At 75.6% G+C, this 19,322-nt stretch carries 21 protein-coding genes and 1 pseudogene; 16 read left to right on the plus strand and 6 right to left on the minus strand.

Annotated elements, in window-relative coordinates; genetic code table 11:
• Positions 1–12: 12 nt before the first annotated feature.
• The 3 genes from LN042_RS24210 to LN042_RS24220 all read left to right on the plus strand — a co-directional run bounded on the left by LN042_RS24210 (position 13) and on the right by LN042_RS24220 (position 3,922).
• A complete protein-coding gene (locus LN042_RS24210) occupies positions 13–1,410 on the plus strand; it encodes an acyl-CoA synthetase (protein WP_230053439.1) in 1,398 nt (465 codons plus the stop codon).
• A gap of 379 nt (positions 1,411–1,789) precedes the next feature.
• Complete coding sequence (locus LN042_RS24215; RefSeq protein WP_230053440.1) at positions 1,790–2,857, plus strand: NUDIX hydrolase; 1,068 nt, start codon at positions 1,790–1,792, stop codon at positions 2,855–2,857.
• Positions 2,858–3,133: 276 nt separating this feature from the next.
• Entirely contained in the window at positions 3,134–3,922 is a 789-nt protein-coding gene (locus LN042_RS24220) for a DUF4184 family protein (RefSeq protein WP_230053441.1), read from the plus strand.
• 23 nt (positions 3,923–3,945) lie between these two features.
• On the opposite strand, the gene LN042_RS24225 is transcribed toward LN042_RS24220, so the two are convergent.
• A complete protein-coding gene (locus LN042_RS24225) occupies positions 3,946–5,310 on the minus strand; it encodes a dipeptidase (RefSeq protein WP_230053442.1) in 1,365 nt (454 codons plus the stop codon).
• Between the two features lie 212 nt (positions 5,311–5,522).
• On the opposite strand from LN042_RS24225, the gene LN042_RS24230 reads away from it, so the two are divergent.
• The 4 genes from LN042_RS24230 (at position 5,523) to LN042_RS24245 (ending at position 9,129) form a co-directional block, all read left to right on the plus strand.
• Positions 5,523–6,695 (plus strand): geranylgeranyl reductase family protein, encoded by a 1,173-nt coding sequence (locus LN042_RS24230; RefSeq protein WP_230053508.1) that lies wholly within the window; start codon positions 5,523–5,525, stop codon positions 6,693–6,695.
• Positions 6,696–6,855: 160 nt separating this feature from the next.
• Entirely contained in the window at positions 6,856–8,088 is a 1,233-nt protein-coding gene (locus LN042_RS24235) for a sensor histidine kinase (protein WP_230053443.1), read from the plus strand.
• A 17-nt stretch (positions 8,089–8,105) separates the two neighbouring features.
• On the plus strand, positions 8,106–8,777 hold the full coding sequence (locus LN042_RS24240; protein ID WP_230053444.1) for a response regulator: 672 nt from the start codon (positions 8,106–8,108) through the stop codon (positions 8,775–8,777).
• A 121-nt stretch (positions 8,778–8,898) separates the two neighbouring features.
• On the plus strand, positions 8,899–9,129 hold the full coding sequence (locus LN042_RS24245; protein ID WP_230053445.1) for a hypothetical protein: 231 nt from the start codon (positions 8,899–8,901) through the stop codon (positions 9,127–9,129).
• Positions 9,130–9,211: 82 nt separating this feature from the next.
• Here LN042_RS24245 and LN042_RS38305 read toward each other — a convergent pair.
• Positions 9,212–9,667, minus strand: a pseudogene (locus tag LN042_RS38305) (DUF8823 domain-containing protein); the annotation flags it as partial.
• The gene (locus LN042_RS24250) at positions 9,607–10,191 is read right to left on the minus strand and encodes a hypothetical protein (protein WP_230053446.1); all 585 of its coding nucleotides are present in this window, start codon (positions 10,189–10,191) and stop codon (positions 9,607–9,609) included. The pseudogene LN042_RS38305 and the gene LN042_RS24250, both read right to left, overlap by 61 nt.
• Before the next feature lie 89 nt (positions 10,192–10,280).
• On the opposite strand from LN042_RS24250, the gene LN042_RS24255 reads away from it, so the two are divergent.
• The 7 genes from LN042_RS24255 (at position 10,281) to LN042_RS24285 (ending at position 15,436) form a co-directional block, all read left to right on the plus strand.
• Positions 10,281–10,520, plus strand: coding sequence for a hypothetical protein (locus tag LN042_RS24255; protein WP_230053447.1), 240 nt, complete (start codon positions 10,281–10,283; stop codon positions 10,518–10,520).
• Positions 10,521–10,534: 14 nt separating this feature from the next.
• Positions 10,535–11,251: a hypothetical protein gene (locus LN042_RS24260; RefSeq protein ID WP_230053448.1), complete on the plus strand. Its 717-nt coding sequence runs from the start codon at positions 10,535–10,537 to the stop codon at positions 11,249–11,251.
• Entirely contained in the window at positions 11,252–12,163 is a 912-nt protein-coding gene (locus tag LN042_RS24265) for a DUF6895 family protein (protein ID WP_230053449.1), read from the plus strand.
• The gene (locus tag LN042_RS24270) at positions 12,160–13,185 is read left to right on the plus strand and encodes a serine hydrolase domain-containing protein (protein ID WP_230053450.1); all 1,026 of its coding nucleotides are present in this window, start codon (positions 12,160–12,162) and stop codon (positions 13,183–13,185) included. Before LN042_RS24265 ends, LN042_RS24270 begins: the two co-directional genes overlap by 4 nt.
• Positions 13,186–13,332: 147 nt before the next feature.
• The gene (locus LN042_RS24275; protein ID WP_230053451.1) at positions 13,333–14,112 is read left to right on the plus strand and encodes an enoyl-CoA hydratase family protein; all 780 of its coding nucleotides are present in this window, start codon (positions 13,333–13,335) and stop codon (positions 14,110–14,112) included.
• 135 nt (positions 14,113–14,247) lie between these two features.
• Positions 14,248–15,000, plus strand: coding sequence for an acyltransferase (locus LN042_RS24280; RefSeq protein WP_230053452.1), 753 nt, complete (start codon positions 14,248–14,250; stop codon positions 14,998–15,000).
• A gap of 79 nt (positions 15,001–15,079) precedes the next feature.
• The gene (locus LN042_RS24285) at positions 15,080–15,436 is read left to right on the plus strand and encodes a GNAT family N-acetyltransferase (RefSeq protein WP_230053509.1); all 357 of its coding nucleotides are present in this window, start codon (positions 15,080–15,082) and stop codon (positions 15,434–15,436) included.
• Positions 15,437–15,443: 7 nt separating this feature from the next.
• On the opposite strand, the gene LN042_RS24290 is transcribed toward LN042_RS24285, so the two are convergent.
• The 3 genes from LN042_RS24290 to LN042_RS24300 are packed head-to-tail and all read right to left on the minus strand — an operon-like array spanning position 15,444 to position 17,596.
• A complete protein-coding gene (locus tag LN042_RS24290; protein ID WP_230053453.1) occupies positions 15,444–15,923 on the minus strand; it encodes a HutD/Ves family protein in 480 nt (159 codons plus the stop codon).
• 18 nt (positions 15,924–15,941) lie between these two features.
• A complete protein-coding gene (locus tag LN042_RS24295; protein ID WP_230053454.1) occupies positions 15,942–16,262 on the minus strand; it encodes a hypothetical protein in 321 nt (106 codons plus the stop codon).
• Positions 16,263–16,276: 14 nt separating this feature from the next.
• Positions 16,277–17,596, minus strand: coding sequence for an MFS transporter (locus LN042_RS24300; protein WP_230053455.1), 1,320 nt, complete (start codon positions 17,594–17,596; stop codon positions 16,277–16,279).
• A 17-nt stretch (positions 17,597–17,613) separates the two neighbouring features.
• Between LN042_RS24300 and LN042_RS24305 the strand changes: the two genes are divergently transcribed.
• A complete protein-coding gene (locus LN042_RS24305; RefSeq protein WP_230053456.1) occupies positions 17,614–18,858 on the plus strand; it encodes an ROK family protein in 1,245 nt (414 codons plus the stop codon).
• Positions 18,859–18,983: 125 nt separating this feature from the next.
• Positions 18,984–19,268, plus strand: coding sequence for an SHOCT domain-containing protein (locus LN042_RS24310; RefSeq protein ID WP_230053457.1), 285 nt, complete (start codon positions 18,984–18,986; stop codon positions 19,266–19,268).
• Positions 19,269–19,322: the final 54 nt, after the last annotated feature.

The raw sequence follows: 19,322 nt of genomic DNA on the forward strand, positions 1-19,322 counted from the left end.
TAGAGTGCCGTTGTGAACCTCTTGACGGCACTTCAGGACGGCCAGGACGACTCCGCCGACGCCCTGCGGATCGACGGCAGGGCGCTCAGTCGCGAGCAGCTGCTCGGTGCGGCCGGAGCGGTCGCGGCCCGGGTGGGCGGCGCGAGGGCGCTGGCGGTGCTCGCCCGGCCCGGCGCGGAGACCGTGGCGGCGGTGGTCGGCGGGCTGCTGGCGGGGGTGCCGGTGGTGCCCGTCCCGCCGGACGCCGGGCCGGTGGAGCGGGCGCACATCCTGCGTGACTCCGGCGCCGAGCTGTTCGCCGGTGCCGACGAGTCGGCGCCGGGGACCGAGGCGCTGCCGGTGGACCTCGGTGAACGGCACGAGTTCGGCGGCCCCGAGCCCGAGCCGGAGCGCCCCGCGTTCGTGCTCTACACCTCCGGGACCACCGGCCCGCCGAAGGGCGCCCTGCTCTCCAGGGCGGCGGTCGCGGCCGACCTGGACGCCCTGGCCGAGGCCTGGGCCTGGACCCCGGACGACACCCTGGTGCACGGTCTGCCGCTGTTCCACGTGCACGGCCTGGTGCTCGGCGTGCTGGGCGCGCTGCGGATCGGCAGCCGCCTGGTGCACACCGGCCGCCCGACGCCGACGGCCTACGCCGAGGCGGCCGGCAGCCTCTACTTCGGGGTGCCGACGGTCTGGTCCAGGATCGCCGCTGACGAGGCGTCGGCCCGGGCGCTGGCCGGTGCCCGACTGCTGGTCTCGGGCAGTGCGCCGCTGCCGGTGCCGGTCTTCACCCGGTTGACCGAGCTGACCGGGCTGCGGCCGATCGAGCGCTACGGCATGACCGAGACCCTGATCACCGTCTCCACCCGCTCGGACGGCGAACGCCGGCCGGGCAGCGTCGGCCTGCCGCTGCCCGGCGTGGCCACCCGCCTGGTCGGCGAGGACGGCGCACCGCTGCCGGCCGACGGGGAGAGCGTCGGCGAGCTGCAGGTCAGCGGACCGACGCTGTTCGACGGCTACCTCAACCGGCCGGCGGCCGACGCCGAGGTGCGCACCGCCGACGGCTGGTTCCGCACCGGGGACGTCGCCGTCATCGGCCCGGACGGGTTCCACCGGATCGTCGGCCGCGCCTCGGTGGACCTGATCAAGAGCGGCGGGTTCAAGATCGGCGCGGGCGAGGTGGAGGCGGCGCTGCGGGACCACCCGGGGGTCGCCGACGCCGCCGTGGTCGGGGCACCCGACCCGGACCTGGGCCAGGCGGTGGTCGCCTTCGTCATCCCCGCCGGGCCGGTGACGGGCGATCAGCTCACCGCCTTCGTCGCCGAGCGGCTCTCGGCGCACAAGCGGCCGCGCCGGGTGGTGCTGGTGGACGAGCTGCCGCGCAACGCCATGGGCAAGGTGCTCAAGAAGCGACTGCTGGAGGGTTAGCACTGCAACGGTGCTCACCGTGACGAGGCTTCAGCTCCTGGGCTGTGGCCTCGTGGTGTCGGGGTGGCGTGCCGCCGGTTTCGGTCCGTAGTCCCCGAGCACGGCCGCGTGGCGGAAGGAGGGGCCGTCGTGCGGCGCGCCGGAGCACGAGTCGCCACGGACGGACTGGGTGATGGGTTGTCAGATAGGGTGCTCGCTCAGATGCGGCACGCCGGGGTGTGCGCCCGCGTGCGAGGCGGCGGAGGGCGTACGTGTGCCACTCCGGTGTGACCGAGCATCGAATCGTCAGGTATGAGAAGTCGGGCGGTGGGGGTACCACCCGAACGGGTGCCGGGCTGCCCAGCAGGGGGACCGGGCTGGGCCGAGAGCAGGGGATGTCGTGATCGTCTGGGTCAACGGGACGTTCGGTGCGGGCAAGACCAGTGCTTGCCGGGAGCTGGTGGAACTGCTGCCCGGCGGCACGCTCTTCGATCCCGAGGAGGTCGGCTACGCGCTGCGCCAGTGGCTGCCGGCCCAGCGGCTGGCCGAGGTCACCGACTTCCAGGACCTGCCGGCCTGGCGCCGCCTGGTGCCCGAGGTGGCCGCGGCCATGCTGGACGAGGTCCCGGGCACCCTGGTGGTGCCGATGACCCTGTTGCGCGAGGCCTACCGTGACGAGATCTTCGGTGCCCTGGCGGCCCGGGGGATCAGCGTGCACCACTTCGTGCTGCATGCTGAGGAAACGATCCTGCGCAGCCGGATCACGGCCTGCGAGGAGTACCGGGACAACCCGGAGGCCAGCGCCCGCACCCGCCGCTGGCGCCTGGACCACCTGTCCGACTACCGCACGGCCCAGCACTGGATGCACCGCGACGCCCACGTCGTGGACACCGCCGAGCTGACGCCGCGCCAGGTCGCCGAGACACTGGCCGCGGTGGTCAAGGACGGCACCGCCCGCTGCCCGATCGTGCGCAGCTCCACGGCCCGCGGCGACACGGTGGCCGCCGCGGTGCTGCTCTTCGACGAGCAGGACCGGGTGCTGTTGGTCGACCCGGTGTACAAGCCCGCTTGGGAGTTCCCCGGCGGCGTGGTGGAGCTCGGCGAGGCACCCACCGACGCCGGCGTGCGCGAGGTTGCCGAGGAACTCGGCCTGGAGCTGGAGCCCGCAGCCCTGCGGCTGCTCGCGGTGGACTGGGAGCCGGCCACCGAGGGGCGGCGCGGCGGTCTGCGACTGGTCTACGACGGGGGTCGGCTGACGCCCGGTCGGCGGGCCGCGCTCCGGCTGCCGCCCGACGAGCTGCGGGCCTGGCGGCTGGTCAGCGCGGAGGAGGCGGCCGAGCTGCTGCCGCCGAACCGGCACCGCCGGCTGCTGGCGGCCCTGGCCGCGCGCAACGGGGACGCGCCGCAGTACCTGGAAGCCGGGCGGCCGGCCGCGCTCGGCCTGCCCGCCGGGACGGCGGCGGGCTGAGGGGAGGGCGCGGGGCCGAGGCGCGGGCGGCGGGCTGAGGGGAGGGCGCGGGGCCGAGGACGCGGGGGTCTGAGGCGAGGGTGCGGGGCGGCGGCGAGATCCGCTCTGTTCGGCGGCCAGGCGTCTGACGGCGGCGTGCGGGGTGCGTCCGGCGGCGTGGGGCAAGGTCCGTGCGGGGGTGCGTCCGGCAGCATGAGGCGTAGGTCCGTGTGGGGTGCGTCCGGCGAATACGTGAGGCGGGTGCGTCCGGCGGTGCGGTGGGCCACCATGGGGAAGGTGCCGTTCACCTTCAGCCATCCGGCGGCCGTGCTGCCCCTGCTGCGCGGGCTGCGGGGGCGCGGACCGCTGATCGCCTCCGGCCTGGTCGCCGGATCGATGGCGCCGGACGTGCCGTTCTTCGCCGCCTCCTGCCACCCCGGGCTGTTCCGGCACGGCGCCGTGACCCACCGCTGGTGGGCCGTCCCCACGGTGGACGTCGCGCTGGCCGGTGCCATGGTGCTCGGCTGGCGGACCGCACTGCGCCGCCCGCTGCTCGGCGCCCTGCCGCCGCCCTGGGCGGCCGCCGCCACGGCCGCCACCGCTGATCGCGGTGAGCCGCTGCGGCCCTGGGCGTTCGCCCTCTCGGCAGCCGTCGGCGCCGCCAGCCACGTCGGCTGGGACGCCTTCACCCACCCCGGGCGGGCCGGCGTGCGCCTGCTGCCCGCGCTGACCCGACCGGTGGCGGGCGTGCCGCTCTGCACGATCGCCCAGTACGCCGGTTCCGCCGCCGCCCTGGCCTGCCTCGGCCGCCACCTGGCCCGCGAACTGCGTGCCGTGCCGCCCGCCGAGCAGCTGCCGCCCCCCGCCGGCGGCCGGCGGCGCCGCGCCCTGCTCGGCGCGTTCACCGCGCTGGGCGCCGGACACCGGGTGCTGACCGGGCGGCGGCACGACGGTCGGAGGGGCCTCGACGACCTGGTGTCGGACCTCTGCTTCGGCGGCGGCGCCGGGGCGGTGGCCGGCGCCGTGGTGCTGGGCGCGGTCGACCGGGTGGGGCGCGGCCGGTACGTGCCGCGGGCGTTCGGCTAGCCGCGTCCCACCCGGGACCGGCCCTACTTGCCCCAGACCTTCGGGTAGTCGCGCAGGAAGAGCGCCTCGACCAGGGTCATCTGCTCCAACTCGGCCGGGTCCAGGCTCTCGTTGAGCGCGTGGATCTGGGTGGTCGGCTCCTCCACGCCGATCAGCACGATCTCCGCGTCGGGGTAGAGGTCGGCCAGGGTGCTGCACAGCGGGATCGAGCCGCCCATGCCGGCCAGCGCCAGTTCCGTGCCGTAGGACTCGCGCGCCGCGCCCTTCAGTGCCTCGTAGGCGGGCCCGGAGGTGCGGGCGCTGAACGCGGAGCCGATCGAGCCGGCGGTGACGGTCAGCTGGACCTGCCAGGGGGCGGCCGACTCCAGGTGGGCGATCAGCGCGTCCTGCGCCGCCTTCACGTCCATGCCCGGCGGCACCCGCAGGCTGATCTTGGCCCGGACACCGGCCTGCACCGAGCTGGTGGAGCCGACCACCGGCGGCACGTCGATGCCGAGCACGGTGACCGCCGGGCGGGCCCAGAGTCGGTCGCCGATCTCGCCGGTGCCGATCAGTTCGACGCCGTCCAGCACGTTGGCGTCGGCCCGGAAGCGGTCCTCCGGGTAGCTGACGCCCGACCAGGTCTGGTCGCAGGGCAGACCCTTGATCGCGGTGCCGCCGTGCTCGTCGTAGAGCGAGTCGAGCATCCGGACCAGCGCGGCCAGCGGGTCCGGCGCGGCGCCGCCGAACTGCCCGGAGTGCAGGTTGCCGGCCAGCGCGCGGACCTCCACCGTGACGTCGCAGACACCGCGCAGCGAGGCGGTGGCGGTGGGCTGCCCGGCCGCGAAGTTGCCCACGTCGCCGATGATGATCGCATCGGCGGTCAGCAGCTCCGGGTGGGCCAGCGCGTACTCCTCCATCCCGCCGGTGCCCTGCTCCTCGGAGCCCTCCACGATCACCTTCAGGTTGACCGGCAGCGACCCGCCGGTCTGGCGCAGCGCCCGAATGGCCGTCAGGTGCATCAGGATGTTGCCCTTGCAGTCGGCCGCGCCGCGCCCGTACCAGCGGCCGTCACGCTCGGTCAGCTCGAACGGCGGACTGGCCCAGCCGGCGGCGTCCAGCTCCGGCTGCACGTCGTAGTGGGAGTAGAGCAGCACCGTCGGAGCGCCCGGGGAGGCGAGCAGCTCGCCGTAGACGGACGCGGTGCCGTCCGGGGTGTCCAGCAGCCGAACGTTCGTCAGGCCCTCGGCCCGCAGCGCGTCGGCCACCCACTCGGCGGCAGCCCGGCACTCCGCCTCCAGCCCGAGCTCGGGGTCGGCGATCGACGGGAAGGCGACCAGCTCGGCCAGCTCCTGGCGGGCTCTGGGCATCAGGGCACGGACGGCTGCGGCGAGATCGGGCTCGGTCATCAAGGTCTCCGGAAGGGATGGGGGTCCACCTGCCCGTCGAGCATAGGTGGCCGCACCCGGGCGCGCGGGCGGTGGTGGGTGAACTGACGTGTCGGCGCATAGGATGACTCGACGTGAGAGATTCCGGTTACCCGCCCGAGCCAGAGCAGAGCACGCCCGTCGATCAGACCGGCGACGACCGGAGCGCGGCCGGCGACACCGGGCCCGATCCGCTGGACGGCGTCTGGGACGTGGTGGTGGTCGGGTCGGGGCCGGCCGGCTCCTCGGCGGCGTACGCGGCCGCCGGCCAGGGCCGCCGCGTGCTGCTGCTCGACAAGGCCGAGCACCCGCGGTACAAGACCTGCGGCGGTGGGATCATCGGACCGTCCCGGGACAGCCTGCCCGACGACTTCAAGATCCCGTTCCAGGACCGGGTGAACGCCGTCACCTTCGCGCTGAACGGCCGCTACCACCGCACCCGGCGCTCCCGGCGGATGCTCTTCGGGCTGGTCAACCGCACCGAGTTCGACCAGCGGCTGGCCGAGGCGGCCGAGCAGGCGGGCGCGGTGCTGGTCACCGGGGTGACGGTGACCGGCGTCGAGCAGGGCGGCCCGGACCGGCGCACCGTCGCCGTGACGCTCGCCGACGGCCGCTCGGTGCGGGCCCGCGCGGTGGTCGGCGCGGACGGCAGCGCCAGCCGGATCGGACGGCACGTCGGCGTGACCTTCGACCAGATCGACCTGGGCCTGGAGGCCGAGATCCCGGTGCCCGAGCGGGTGGCCCGCGCCTGGGAGGGCCGGATCCACCTGGACTGGGGGCCGCTGCCCGGCTCGTACGGCTGGGTCTTCCCCAAGACCGACTCCGGCACGCTGACCGTCGGCGTCATCTCGGCGCGCGGCGACGGCGAGCTGACCAAGCGCTACCTGGCCGACTACATCCGCCGACTGGGCCTGGCCGAGTTCCGGCCCGCCGTGGAGTCCGGGCACCTGACCCGCTGCCGGGCCGAGGACTCGCCGCTCTCCCGCGGCCGGGTGCTGGTCGCCGGGGACGCGGCCGGACTGCTGGAGCCGTGGACCAGGGAGGGCATCTCCTACGCGCTGCGCTCCGGGCGGTTGGCCGGGGAGTGGGCGGTGCAGGTGGCCGAGGCGGGCACGCCGCAGGAGGTGCGCCGGCAGGCGCTCAACTACGCGTTCGCGGTGAAGGCCGGGCTGGGCGTGGAGATGCGGGCCGGCAAGGTGATGCTGGCCGCCTTCGAGCGCCGGCCCCACCTGTTCCACCTGGCGATCTGCCTCATCGGTCCGGCCTGGCGGGCGTTCGCCCAGACCACCCAGGGCCACACCACCTTCGCCCAGATCCTGCGCCAGTACCGGGCCGCGCGGCGGCTGTCGGCATGGGCGGCGCGTTGACCGGTCCCGGACACCGTGCGTACTCCCCGGGGAGTACGCACGGCCACCCCGGCGGGCTGATGCCGCGCCGGGGTGATCTCGCCTAGCCTGCGGACATGAGCACCCCGGCAGGAGCGAGCACCCCGGTCGGCCGCGACCCGAGCGACCAGGACCGGGCCGGATGAGCGGCGAGCAGCCCCGGCACGGCCGCGTCCCATGGTGGCCGCCGTGGCTCCGGGCGGCCCCGCCGGTGGCCTCCTCGGTGGTCATCGCCCTGATCCAGGTGGTGGGCAGCGGGGCCGCCGCGCGCCACCAGGTGCCGCCGCGCCACGCGCTGGACGCCGTCGGGTACCTGCTGCTGCTGGCCGGGCCCGCGCTGCTGGTGCTGCGCCGGAGCCGGCCGGTGGCCGCGGTGGTCGGCACCGCGGTGGTGCTGCTGGTCTACCTGGCGGCCGGGTATCCGTACGGCCCCGTCTTCCTGAGCTTCGCGGTGGCCTACTGCGTCGCGGTCCGGCTCGGCCACCGGCGGGCGGCCTGGGCGGCCTTGGGCGGTGTCTACCTCGGGCACCTGCTGCTGACCTTCGCCGTGCCGGCGGGCCGGCTGCGCGGCAGCGGGCACGGCGGCTGGTGGCAGGAGCTCGGCGTCACCGCGATGGCGCTGCTGCTCGCGGCCGTGGCCGAGCTGCTGCGGTTCCGGTACGAGCGGATCGCGGCCCACCGGGCCGCCGAGGAGGCCGCCGCGCGGCGCCGGGCCGACGAGGAGCGGCTGCGGATGGCCCGGGAACTGCACGACATCCTGGCGCACAGCATCTCGCTGATCCACGTGCAGGCAGGGGTGGCACTGGAGCTGATCGACGAGCGGCCGGAGCAGGCCCGCTCGGCGCTGGTCACCATCAAGGCGGCCAGCAAGGAGGCGCTGGGCGAGGTGCGCCAGGTGCTCGGCGAGCTGCGCGGGCCCGGCACCGCCGCACCCCGCCGGCCGGCACCGGGGCTGGACCGGCTGCCGGAGCTGGTCGAGCAGGCGGCGCACGCGGGACTGACCGTCACGGTGACCACCAGCGGCACGGCGCGGGCGCTGCCGGCCGGGGCGGGACTGGCGGCGTTCCGGATCGTCCAGGAGGCGCTGACCAATGTGATCCGGCACTCGGCCGCCCGCCGGGCCGAGGTGCTGCTCGACTGGACGCAGCCCGCGGGGCTGACCGTGCGGGTCGACGATCCGGGCCCGGCCGCGAAGCCCGAGCCGGCCGAACCGCCGGGCGGCGGCAACGGACTGGCCGGGATGCGGGAGCGGGCCGAGGCACTGGGCGGCACCCTGGCGGCGGGGCCGCACCGGGGCGGCTTCCGGGTGCTGGCCCGGCTGCCGACCGGGCCGGGCACCCGGGGGCCGGGGCACCGGATGACGGCTGACGGCTGACGGAACGGGGCTGACCGATGATCAGGGTGCTGCTGGCGGACGACCAGGTGCTGGTCCGGGCGGGCTTTCGCGCGCTGCTGGACGCCCAGCGCGACCTCACCGTGGTCGGCGAGGCCGACGACGGCGAGGCGGCGGTGCGGCTGACCGCCGAGCTGCGACCCGACGTGGTGCTGATGGACATCCGGATGCCCGGGACGGACGGCCTGGAGGCCACCCGGCAGATCACCGGTCGACCCGAGCTGGCCGCGGTCAAGGTGGTGGTGCTGACCACCTTCGAGTTGGACGAGTACGTCTTCGAGGCGCTGCGCGGTGGCGCGGCCGGCTTCCTGGTGAAGGACACCGAGCCGGCCGACCTGCTGCGAGCGGTGCGGGTGGTCGCGGCGGGCGACGCGCTGCTCTCGCCGGGTGTCACGCGGCGGCTGATCGGCGAGTTCGCGGCCCGTTCCAAGGCGCCGGCGGCGAGCGCGGGGCCTTCGCTGGACGTGTTGACGGACCGCGAGCGGGAGGTGCTCACCCTGGTCGGGATGGGGCTCTCCAATGACGAGATCGCCCGCCGGTTGGTGGTCAGCCCGCTCACCGCCAAGACCCATGTCAGCCGCACCATGGTCAAGCTGGCCGCCCGGGACCGGGCCCAACTGGTGGTCCGCGCCTATGAGTCGGGCCTGGTCAGGCCGGGCTGGCTCGGCTGAGGGGCGGGTTTCGCGGGCTTTGCGCCAGAACGCCATGTACATGTCTGGCGACGGAAGGTAGTGTCGGGTCTGCGATCGCCGGAGGACTCTGCCGCGGCAGCCCTGCTGAAGGAGAGCACTTATGGAGCGCAAGAAGGTCCCAAGAGTGATCGAGGGCACCTACACCTTCGTCGTCGATCCCACCGACGCCGACGCGGATGACGTCGACCCGCTGGACGTCGACGCATTGGACGTCGACACGGCCGACGTCGACACCAGGCAGCTCGAAGCGGGCGGCCTCGGTGCGGGTGACCTCGACGCGGCCCGCCGCCCCTCGGAGGGCGCCGCCGACGACGACGGCCCGGCCGTCTGAGGGTCCGTCGGCCCCCCGCCTCCCCCCTGTGGGCGGGGAGCCGACGCCCCCGGGCGGCCGGCTGAGCAGGCCGCGAGCCGCGCGGCCGGTCGTGGCGGCCGTCGATCCGGTACCGCCCGGGCGCGGTGCTGGTCAGCGCGGTCCAGTCACCGTCCTGCCGCAGGCAGGCCCCGGCCGGGCCGTGCACGACCAGCCACGGTGACCAGGGGATCCGCGCCGCGACCGAGCCGGCCGCAGGCACCGTCAGCACCATCCCGCCGTCGTCGGCGTGCTCGACCGCGGCCGGGGCCGGCACCATCGGGCTGGGCGTCGGTGGACCGCGCGCCGGCTCCACGGTGGGAAGCAGGCGCCAGGACTCCCGGTGGTCCACCACGGGCACCGACTCCACCCGGGCCCGGTCCGCGTGCAGCGCGCGCAGCCCGGCGAGCAGCCCGTCGGCCCGGCCCGCGGGCGGCGCACCGCGGGATGCCGCCGCGGTCAGCGCGAACGCCGGCCCCACCGCGAAGGTGACTCGCCCGGCGATGACGTCCGCCGGCATCGCGAAGGCTCCCGGAGCGCCACCGGCAGCGGCCGGCACAGCGCGGGCATCCGCAGCACCGGCACGGCCGGCAGCGCCGCCGCCGCGACCGCGGCGGCCACGCCGACCGCCGGCACCCCGAGGGCCGCCATCAGGTACGGGGTCAGCGCGCTGTAGGAGACCGGATGCGCGCCGCCGTACCAGCCGAAGTCGTAGGCCGCGCCGCGGTGCCGGGCCGCGAAGTCGGCCCAGGCCCACTGGCCGCGAGGCCCCCCACCGGCCCGGCCGGCAGGCAGGCCCAGCCCGCCCCGAGCAGCAGCGCCGGCGCCGCGGCCGCCCGGACCGGCGTCCAGGGCCAGCGGGTCGGCCCACCGACCGGCGGCGCCCCGCGCGGGGCAGGTGACGGCGGGTCGGTGGGTGGTCCGGCCGGCGCCGTCACCGCGCCGTCGGCGCTGAGCACGCGCCGAACGCCACGCGGTCGGCACCCGGGGCCCGACGGCCGCACAAGTCGACTTCCCACTCGGGCGGCCTCTCGGCAAGCTCACCCGAACGGCGTAGTAGGAGCGCCCGCTCCCGGCTGGTCCGTCGCAGCGTGGAAGTACCGGACCCGACTTTACCCAGGGAGGTAAACGGTATGTCTGTTCTGGAAACCTACGGCTTCGTGGTCCCCGGTGAAGAAGACCAGGACGCGGTGCGCCACCTGATCGCCACCGGCGAATCCGCCACGTCCACCGGTCCCGGCTCCGCCCAGGGTGCCGCGCTCCTGCTGCTGGCCGGCGCGGTCCTGCTGTCGGCCGACCCGCGCAAGGACGAGCCGGTCGAGGACGCCTACGTCGGCATGGTCCAGAACCTCGCCTGTGCGGCGGCGTTCTAGAGGGCCACGAACCCGTGTCCATCAACCACGAGACGGTGTCTGGTGCGGTCGACTCGGCCGCCCAGGCACTGGCCGACGAACTGGTCGCGGCCATCAGCGGTACGGCTCGCTCGTTCAGCCTGCACCGCAAGGTCGCCCAACAGGACGAGCCGGTGCCGGCGCTGGCAGCCATCCGGGTGCTCGGCGCCGATGTGCTCAGCGCCTACCTGCTGGCCGGCCACGCCTTCCCGACCGCTGACGCCGAACTGGTGCACGCCGCCGTCGGCGCCTTCCCCGCACCACCCGGCACCGCGCCCGACGCCGCCCTCTGGGCGCTGCGCGACCAGGCGCTGACCGCGGCGCTGGCCGAACTCGGCGTGGTCGCCGCCGGCTGGCCCGGTCTGGCCGGCACCGCGGCGGAGCCCACCGAGGCGCCGCACTGGGCCGCCTGGTCCGCCGAGCTGGTCCGCTGCTCCTCGCTGGCGCTGCCCCCGCTGGCCAGTCCGCTGCGCGAGCAGGCCCGCCGCCGCCGACTCGACCTGATGCGCGGTGTCAGCCGCGCACTGCTGCGCCGCGACTACCCGAGCGCGGCCAAGCTGGCCCGCTGGCTGGCCCTGGACGAGCGGCAGGCATGCGAGCCGTTGCTCGCCCCCGTCCTGGAGCACCTGGAGTTCCTCGCCGCCGACCAGCCGCGCACCAAGCTGGACGTCGCGCTGGCCCGACGGTTCGTCCTCGCCGGAGCGGAGAGCTGAATGGACGTCACCATGGTGCGCCGGGCCCAGCAGGTCGCCGACCAGGCACTGGCCTGGCTGGGGCAGATGCGGACGAACTTCGCGCTGCCCCGGGACGTGCAGCACTGGGAACTCACCGGAGACGCCCTCAAGGGCCTCGCCGAAGTGACGCTGGCCGCGGCCATCGTCCGTCGCGAGGCGGTGGCCGGACCGCGCAGCGCGCAGACCGCCGAGGAGCTGATCGACTTCGCCTGGCGTGAGTTCGACGCCGGTGAACTGCTCTACACCCTGCTGCGGCACACCCCGCCGGCCACCCACCCGGTCGAGATCTACTCCCACTTCACGCTGGCCGGTCTGCGGCACCCGCCGCTTGAGCGCCTCGCCGCCCATCAGGCGGGCCTGCGAGCGGCCGCGGTCACCGAACACGTGCCCAACCGGCGGCTCGCCGTGCTGGCGGCCCGGCGCCGACTCGGCCTGCCGGACCCGCCGGACGTGCCCGGCCTGATCGCCCAGACCTGGCTGGGCGGCACCCCCGAACCGTGGATGCTCGACACCTTCAACGCCTACGGGGTCACCCACACCGTCTTCCACCTCACCGACTGGGGCGGCAAGCCGGAGGCACTCGAGCCACGGCTGCAGGACTACCTGCACCGCTGGCTGCCGGTCTGGGTGGAGGTGTTCGCCGAGACCCGCTCCTGGGACCTGCTGGGCGAGCTGCTGATCGTCGACGTCTGCCTCTCCGAGCCGGAGTGGTACCCGCAGGCCTGGGAACGCCTGGCCGCCGCGCAGCGCGAGGACGGGATGGTGCCCAACGGCGTCACCCGGCCCCCCGACGACCCCGGGCAGGCCTTCCACAACCACAACCACCCGACCATCGTGGCCGCCGTCGCCGGCACCCTGACGGTCTCCCGGGCCCTGGCGGTGGCGTCATGACCGCCGCCACCGGTACCGACCTGGCAGGCCTGCTGGCCGACGAGACCGCCGCGCTGCTCGCCGAACGGCACGTGCCCGGCCTGGCCGCGGCCTTGGTGCAGGGTCCCGAGCAGGAGCTGCTGACCGCCGGCTGGGCAGGTCCCGGGCGGCTGGTCGGCCCCGGCACCACCTTCGCCCTCGGCTCGCTCACCAAGACCTTCACCGGGCTGCTGCTGGCCGACATGGTCCAGCGCGGCGAGGTCCGCTACCAGGACTCGATCGCCGCCCACCTGCCCGGCTACGCGGCGCCCGCCGGACCGGTCACCCTGCTGGAACTGGCCACCCACACCGGTGGCCTGCCCAAGCTGCCGCCCGGCGTCTTCCGGCGCGGTGCGCGGCACTGGCTGAGCAACCCCTACCGCCGCTACCGCCCGCAGGACCTCTACCACGACACCGCCCGGCTGCACCCCGGGCGGCGCGGACGGGTCCGGTACTCCACCTTCGGAGTGGGCCTGCTCGGGCAGCTGCTCGCCAACGCCGCCCGCACCGACTACCCGACCCTGCTGACCGAACGGGTGCTGCGGCCGCTGGGCATGCGGGACACCCTGGTCGCCAGGCCGCACGAGCTGCTGCCCGGCGCGGCCACCGGCTACCACCACGGCCGCGCGGTCGAGCACTGGACCTTCGACGCCCTGGTCGGCGCCGGCGCGGTCTACGCCAGCGGCCCCGACCTGCTGCGCTACCTGCAGGCCCAGTTGAGGCCCGAGTCGGTGCCGGAGCTGACCGCGGCGCTGATGGCCGGCCAGCAGGAGTGGGTGCGGCCGGAGCACGGCGCCAACCAGCTGGGGCTGGTCTGGAACCGGCGGGAGACGGACGGGCGGACCCTGCTCTGGCACACCGGTGGCACCCGCGGCTTCACGGCCACCATGGGGTTCAGCCCGGAGGCGGAGGCCGGTGCACTGGTGCTGGCCAACGCCGGGCCGACGCTGCAGCAGCCGGTGGTGCGGGCCGGGCGCCGGCTCCTCGGGGCCGTGGCGTGCTGAACGACGGTGCGGTCGGGTCGGCCGTGGCGCTGTGAGACCGGTGCCATCCGGCCGACCGTGGTTTTCCGGGCCTGGGCGTGCCAGAGTCTTTCCAGTTCCATCCGACCCACCCTCACATCGGATTCCTGGAAGGCAGGTCCCACCCCGATGACCAGCGCACCCGCAGGCCCGCTCGTCCGCGTCAGCACCGCCGGTTCCGTCACCACCCTGGAGCTCGACTCGCCGCACAACCGCAACGCGCTCTCCACCCGGTTGATGGCCGAACTCACCGAGGGCCTGCTCCAGGCCGCCAAGGATCCGCAGGTGCGGGCCGTGGTGCTCGGCCACACCGGCAAGGTGTTCTGCGCGGGTGCCGACCTGTCGGAGGCGACCGGTGACGATCCGACGGTCGGGCCGCGCGGCCTGGTCGACCTCCAGCGCGCCATCGTGGAGTGCCCCAAGCCGGTGATCGCCTACGCCAACGGCCACGTGCGGGCCGGCGGCCTGGGCCTGGTCGGCGCGGCGGACCTGGCGATCGCCGGACCGGCCTGCACCTTCGCCTTCACCGAGGTGCGCCTCGGCCTGGCCCCCGCGGTGATCTCGCTGCCGCTGCGGCCCAAGCTGGAGCCGCGTGCGGCGGCCCGCTACTACCTGACCGGAGAGACGTTCGACGGCGCCGAGGCGGCTCGGATGGGCCTGGTGACGATCGCCACCGACGAGCCCGAGCAGGCGCTCGCCCAGGTGCTGGACGCGCTGCGGCTGGCCTCGCCGCAGGGGCTCGCCGAGACCAAGCGCCTGGTCAGTGCCGAGGTGCTGGCCTCGTTCGAGGCCGACACCGAGGCCCGGGTGCAGCAGTCGGCGCGGCTGTTCGGCTCGGCCGAGGCCCAGGAGGGGATGCGGGCCTTCCTGGAGCGCCGCCCCGCGCCGTGGGCCGTGCCCGGCGCCTGACCCTGTGAGCCGTCGGCCGTGCCCGGCGCCTGAACCCGTGAGCTGTCGGCCGTGCCCGGCGCCTGACCCTGTGACCTGGTGTGACGTTCGTCCCCCGGCACCCGGACGGATGCCGGGGACGGCTACGGTGTGCGCATGCCCTTTGCCGCCAGCCTGCTCGCCACCGTCCGCACCCGGGCTCGCCGCGCCACCGGGCGGGCCGTGCACCGGGGCTGGCGCTGGGTGCAGAGCCGCGGCGCGGTCAGCAACTCCAGCCCGGGCCCGTACCGGTTCGGCGCACTGGGCGACGGCAGCACCCTGGCCTTCCCGACCGGCACCATATTCAACGAGGGCTCGATCAGGATCGGCCCGTTCTGCATCATCGGCGAGCGGGTCACCCTGTCGGCGGGCTTCCTGCCGGGCCTGGACCTCGGTCCGGAGCCGGTGATCACGATCGGCGGCGGCTGCGTGATCGGCCGGGGCAGCCACCTGGTGGGCCATCAGTCGATCGTGCTCGGCGACGACGTCTGGACCGGGCCCAACGTCTACATCAGCGACCAGGCGCACGAGTACCGGGACACCACGCTGCCGATCGGCAAGCAGTGGCCGCGCAACGAGCCGGTGGAGATCGGGGCCGGCAGCTGGATCGGCACCGGCGCGGTGATCCTGCCCGGTGCCCGGCTGGGCCGCAACGTGGTGGTGGCGGCCGGCTCGGTGGTGCGGGGCGAGGTGCCCGACTTCAGCGTGGTGGCCGGTGCCCCCGCCAGGGTGGTCCGCAGCTTCTCCCAAGTCGACGGCTGGCAGCCGCCGTTCCGGCACGCCGCGCCCACGCCGCTGCCGGACGGCATCACCGCCGAGCAACTGCGCGCCCTGGTCGGCTGGGACCTGCGGCCGCCGACGGGGGAGTGACACGGTGACGATCAACGTCGAGCTGCGGCCCGCCGCGCCGGGCGATCTGGAGCCGATCGCCGAGCTGCGGGCCGTGGTGATGCGCGCCGACCTGGAGCGCCTGGGCCGCTACGACCCGGACCGGGTCCGGCAGCGACTGCGCGACGCCTTCCGCCCCGAGCACACCGAGGTGATCGTGGTGGACGGTGCCTTCGCGGGGTGCGTCGCGCTGCGTCCGGCCGACGACGGGCACTGGCTGGAGCACTTCTACCTCGACCCGGCGCTCCAGGGGCGCGGCATCGGGACGGTCGTGCTGCGGCGGGTCCTGGCCGGTGTGGGCGGCGGGTCGGTCCGCCTCGACGTCCTCCAGGGCAGCCCGGCCCGCCGGCTCTACGAGCGCTTCGGGTTCGTACCGGACAGCGAGGACGCGGTCGACGTGTTCATGGTGCGCGGCTGACCCGCCGTCACAGGGTGAGGACCACGCAGGGGGCGGCCGGGCCCGGGGCGGCGCTGGGGTGGGCGACCAGGACGGCGTCGAGGGTGGCCAGGTCGATGGCGAGCTGCGGGCGGCCGGGAGTGGGGCGCAGGGTGGCGGCCGGGTGCAGGGTGACGGCGGGGTCCGGGTGGCGGGTGATCAGGTTGAGCGCGGTGACCGGGCCGCCGAGCAGCCGGCAGCTGGTGGCCGCCCCGCCGGGGAAGGCGAACGGCCGCAGCGGCGGCACCACGACCGGCGGGGCGTCGCCGACGGTGAGCTCGATACCCTCCCCGGAGACCACCGTGAGGATCCGCTGCCGGCCGGGGAATGCGGAGAACGGGCCGTCGGCGGCGATCTCCGCGAGGCTGACGCGTGAGAAGCCGGTGCTGACGACTTCTCGCGTCACCCCGCCGCCGTTGCGCCAAGGGGTGGGGTGACGGTCGGCCGCGAGCAGGTGTTCAACAGGCATAGCGGGCACCTTAACCGGCTACCGCCGCCACCAACGGCGCAGGCGGGCGACGGGACGCAGCCGGGCCGGCCGGGCACCTGCGCCGCGCAGTACGGCGAGGCCGTTCCAGCGGGGGTCGTCGGGCGAGAGGACCGGCACCTGGCGCTGCGCCTGGGCCCGGATCTCCTGGTGGGCCTCGTAGGAGGTGACGCGCACCGCGTGCTCGTAGGCGGTCAGCGCACCCTGGAGCGCCGAGGCCGCGCTGCCGCGCCGGCGGACCGCACCCCGGAGACGGGTCAGCACGGCCGCCACGGCGAGCAGCGCCCCGAGGACGATGAGGTCAGGCAGCACGTCGCTCATGCCCGGTCAACTCCTCAGCGGGCGGCCGGGTTCCTGGCCGGGCGGTGGACGATGACCGACAGCGCGGCCGCGCCCGCGCCGGCGGCGGCCACGGTGGTGAGAGCGACCGGCAGGCCGACGGCGTCGGCGAGGAACCCGATCACCGGCGGGCCGATCAGCATGCCCCCGTAGCCGAGCACGGACGCGGTGGCCACGCCGCGCGGGCCGCCGGTTTCGCCGGCCCGGCCGATGGCGAGCGGGAAGAGGTTGGACAGGCCGAGGCCGACCAGCACGAAGCCCGCCAGCACCACCGGCACCGACGGGGTGAGGGCGGCCACCAGCATCCCCGTCCCGGCGAGCAGGCCGCCCGCGACCATCAGCCTGGCCGGCCCGAACCTGACGGACAGCCAAGTCCCGGCCAGCCGACCGGCGGTCATCGCGAACGCGTAGGTGGCGTAGCCGAACGCGGCGACGGCGGCACTCGCGTGGACGTCGTCGGTCAGGTGCAGGGTGGCCCAGTCCGCCAGCGAGCCCTCGCCGTAGGAGCTGCAGAGCGCGGTGAGACCGAGCAGCAGCACCAGCAGGCGGGCGTGCGGCACCCGGGCGCTGACGTCGACCCGGCCGACTTCCGGTGACGCCGGGTTCGGGACGGCAACGGCGCCGCGCGGTTCCCCGCGCAGCAGGGCCACCCCGGCGAACCCGGTGACCAGCAACCCCAGCAGACCGCTCAGCGTCAGCGCCCAACCGGCCGTCAGCGGGCCGGCGAGCAGGCCGCCGACCGCCGCGCCGAGCAGCCCGCCGAGGCTGTAGCCGGCGTGGAAGCTGGGCATGACGGGCCGTCGGAGCTCGGTGACCAGCTCCACGGCGGCACTGTTCATCGCGACGTTGGCCGCGCCGTAGCCCGCGCCGAACAGCAGCAGCACGGCACCGAGCACCGGGACGGAGTGGGCGTGCGGCGGCAGCACCACCGAGGCGCTGAGCAGCACCAGCGAGGCCACGGTGGTCGGCCGGGTGCCGAACCGCAGGCAGAGCCGGCCGACCAGCGGCATGGTCGCCACCGCGCCGGCCGACACGCAGAGCAGGGCCAGGCCGAGGGCGGAGTGCGAGGCGTGCACCTGGGCGCGCACGTCGGGGATGCGCACCACCCAGGCGGCGAACAGGAAGCCGTCGACGGCGAAGAAAGCGGTGAGGGCGAGCCGGGAGGCGGTCCACGACCGGCTCGCGCTGTCCCGGCGGGAGGCGAGGAAGGCGGTGAGGGCGAGCCACCGGGCGGTCCGGGCGGTGGGTGCGGCTGAGCTGTCCGGGTGAGATCCGAGGGCGCGGGACTGGGTGGTCTTTTTGTTTAGGAGCGGCACAAAGTCAGAATAGAGGAGTGCAGAACACCTCGACAAGCCGATTCGAGCCGGCCCGCCGCATCACTCCGGACCGTGGCCGCAGCCTGCTCGGACCGGCCCTGGAGCTGATCCACACCGGCCGGGCCCCCACCCGGTCGGCGCTCACCGCCGCGCTCGACGTCACCCGCGCCACCGCCGGGGCGGTCGCCGCCGAGCTGGCCGCGCTCGGCCTGGTCGCGGTGGACTCCCACCCGGTCGGCACCGGGCGCGGCCGCCCCTCGCACCGGCTGGCCCCGGCGCCCGACGGACCGGTGGTGCTGGCCGCCCAGGTGCACGCCGACGGGCTGACGCTCGCGCTCTGCGGACTGGGCGGCGCGCTCGGCGAGGCCGTCTTCCGCCCGCTGCCCGACCGCACCGACCCGGAGCCGGTGCTCGGCGCGATCGCCGCCGCCGGTGCCGAACTGGTCCGCGCCGACCGCCGCCGCTGTCTGGGTGCCGCCCTCGCCCTGCCCAACCCGGTCCGCGAGCCCGAGGGCACCGCGCTGGCCGCGCTGACCTTCGGCTGGCCCGGCGGCACCCCGGTGGCCGAGCTGTTCGCCGCGGCGGTCAACGCGCAGCGGCTGGGCCCGGCGGCGCGCCATCCGCTGCCCACCGCGGTGGGCAACGACGCCAACCTGGCCGCGCTCGCCGAGCACCGGCACGGCGCCGGGCGGGACGCCCGCCACCTGCTGCTGGTCACCTCCGGCCACCGCGGCGTCGGCGGCGCCCTGGTGGTGGACGGGCGGCTGCACACCGGCAGCGCCGGACTCGCCCTGGAGGTGGGCCACTTGACGGTGGATCCGCTCGGTCGGCCGTGCCCGTGCGGCAACCGGGGCTGCCTCAACGTCGAGACCGACCCGGAGGCGCTGCTCGCCGCGGCGGGGCGCACGCCGGACCCGGCGCTGCCCCTGCTCGACCAGGCCCGCGCGCTGGCCCGCTCGGCCGACCGGGACCCGGTCGCGCGGGCCGCCGTGGACCGCGTGGTGGACCGGCTGGGGCTCGGTCTCGCCGGGCTGGCCAACATCCTCAACCCGGACCGGATCGTGCTCGGCCGACTCCACCAGGATCTGCTCGCCGCGGCCCCCGAGCGGTTGCCCGAGGCGGTGATCCGGCACAGCCTTTGGGGGCGCTGCGATCAAGTGCCGGTGGTCGGAGGGGAGTTGTGCCATGCGGGGCTGCTCGGCGCGGCGGAGCTGGCCTGGGATCCCTATCTGCGCAACCCCCAGGAGGTCCTGGCGGAGTAGCCGGGCGCCGGCCCGCGTACTCCCCGGGTGGTAGGCGCGGTGCCGCCGCCGGGGCGACGCGCCGGCGGCCCGGCGGCGGGAGGCTCAAGGGGACAGCTCGCCCGACCCCGAGGAGATGGATCCCCATGCACACGACCGCCACAGCCGCGGTGCTGGCCGCCCACGCCTGGCACCCGTGGTTCCTGTTCTTCCCGTTCTTCTGGCTGCTGCTCCTGCTGGTCGTCTTCGTGGTGCTGCGCCGCACCGTGTGGCGCCGGGGCGGCTGCTGGGGGCCGCACCAGGCCGGCCGGCAGGGCCCGCTGGCGGTGCTCGGTGAGCGCTACGCCCGCGGTGAGATCGACGAGGAGGAGTACCGGGCCCGCCGGGCCGTGATCAGCGAACGGCCGAGGGAGGGCGGAGGGGAGCGGTGAAGCCGGGGGCGACGGGCAGCGCCCCGTCGCCCCCTCCCCGTCCTCCCTGGGCCA

The sequence above is a fragment of the Kitasatospora humi genome (genome assembly GCF_020907985.1).
Classification (GTDB): Bacteria; Actinomycetota; Actinomycetes; order Streptomycetales; family Streptomycetaceae; genus Kitasatospora; species Kitasatospora humi.

Bases quoted from the DNA above. Each gene is read 5' to 3' on its own strand.
- LN042_RS24225 (WP_230053442.1), bottom strand. From the start codon at position 5,310: ATGACCGAGCCCGATCTCGCCGCAGCCGTCCGTGCCCTGATGCCCAGA.
- LN042_RS24235 (WP_230053443.1), top strand. From the start codon at position 6,856: ATGAGCGGCGAGCAGCCCCGGCACGGCCGCGTCCCATGGTGGCCGCCG.
- LN042_RS24240 (WP_230053444.1), top strand. From the start codon at position 8,106: ATGATCAGGGTGCTGCTGGCGGACGACCAGGTGCTGGTCCGGGCGGGC.
- LN042_RS24245 (WP_230053445.1), top strand. From the start codon at position 8,899: ATGGAGCGCAAGAAGGTCCCAAGAGTGATCGAGGGCACCTACACCTTC.
- LN042_RS24255 (WP_230053447.1), top strand. From the start codon at position 10,281: ATGTCTGTTCTGGAAACCTACGGCTTCGTGGTCCCCGGTGAAGAAGAC.
- LN042_RS24265 (WP_230053449.1), top strand. From the start codon at position 11,252: ATGGACGTCACCATGGTGCGCCGGGCCCAGCAGGTCGCCGACCAGGCA.
- LN042_RS24270 (WP_230053450.1), top strand. From the start codon at position 12,160: ATGACCGCCGCCACCGGTACCGACCTGGCAGGCCTGCTGGCCGACGAG.
- LN042_RS24275 (WP_230053451.1), top strand. From the start codon at position 13,333: ATGACCAGCGCACCCGCAGGCCCGCTCGTCCGCGTCAGCACCGCCGGT.
- LN042_RS24280 (WP_230053452.1), top strand. From the start codon at position 14,248: ATGCCCTTTGCCGCCAGCCTGCTCGCCACCGTCCGCACCCGGGCTCGC.
- LN042_RS24285 (WP_230053509.1), top strand. From the start codon at position 15,080: ATGCGCGCCGACCTGGAGCGCCTGGGCCGCTACGACCCGGACCGGGTC.
- LN042_RS24290 (WP_230053453.1), bottom strand. From the start codon at position 15,923: ATGCCTGTTGAACACCTGCTCGCGGCCGACCGTCACCCCACCCCTTGG.
- LN042_RS24295 (WP_230053454.1), bottom strand. From the start codon at position 16,262: ATGAGCGACGTGCTGCCTGACCTCATCGTCCTCGGGGCGCTGCTCGCC.
- LN042_RS24310 (WP_230053457.1), top strand. From the start codon at position 18,984: ATGCACACGACCGCCACAGCCGCGGTGCTGGCCGCCCACGCCTGGCAC.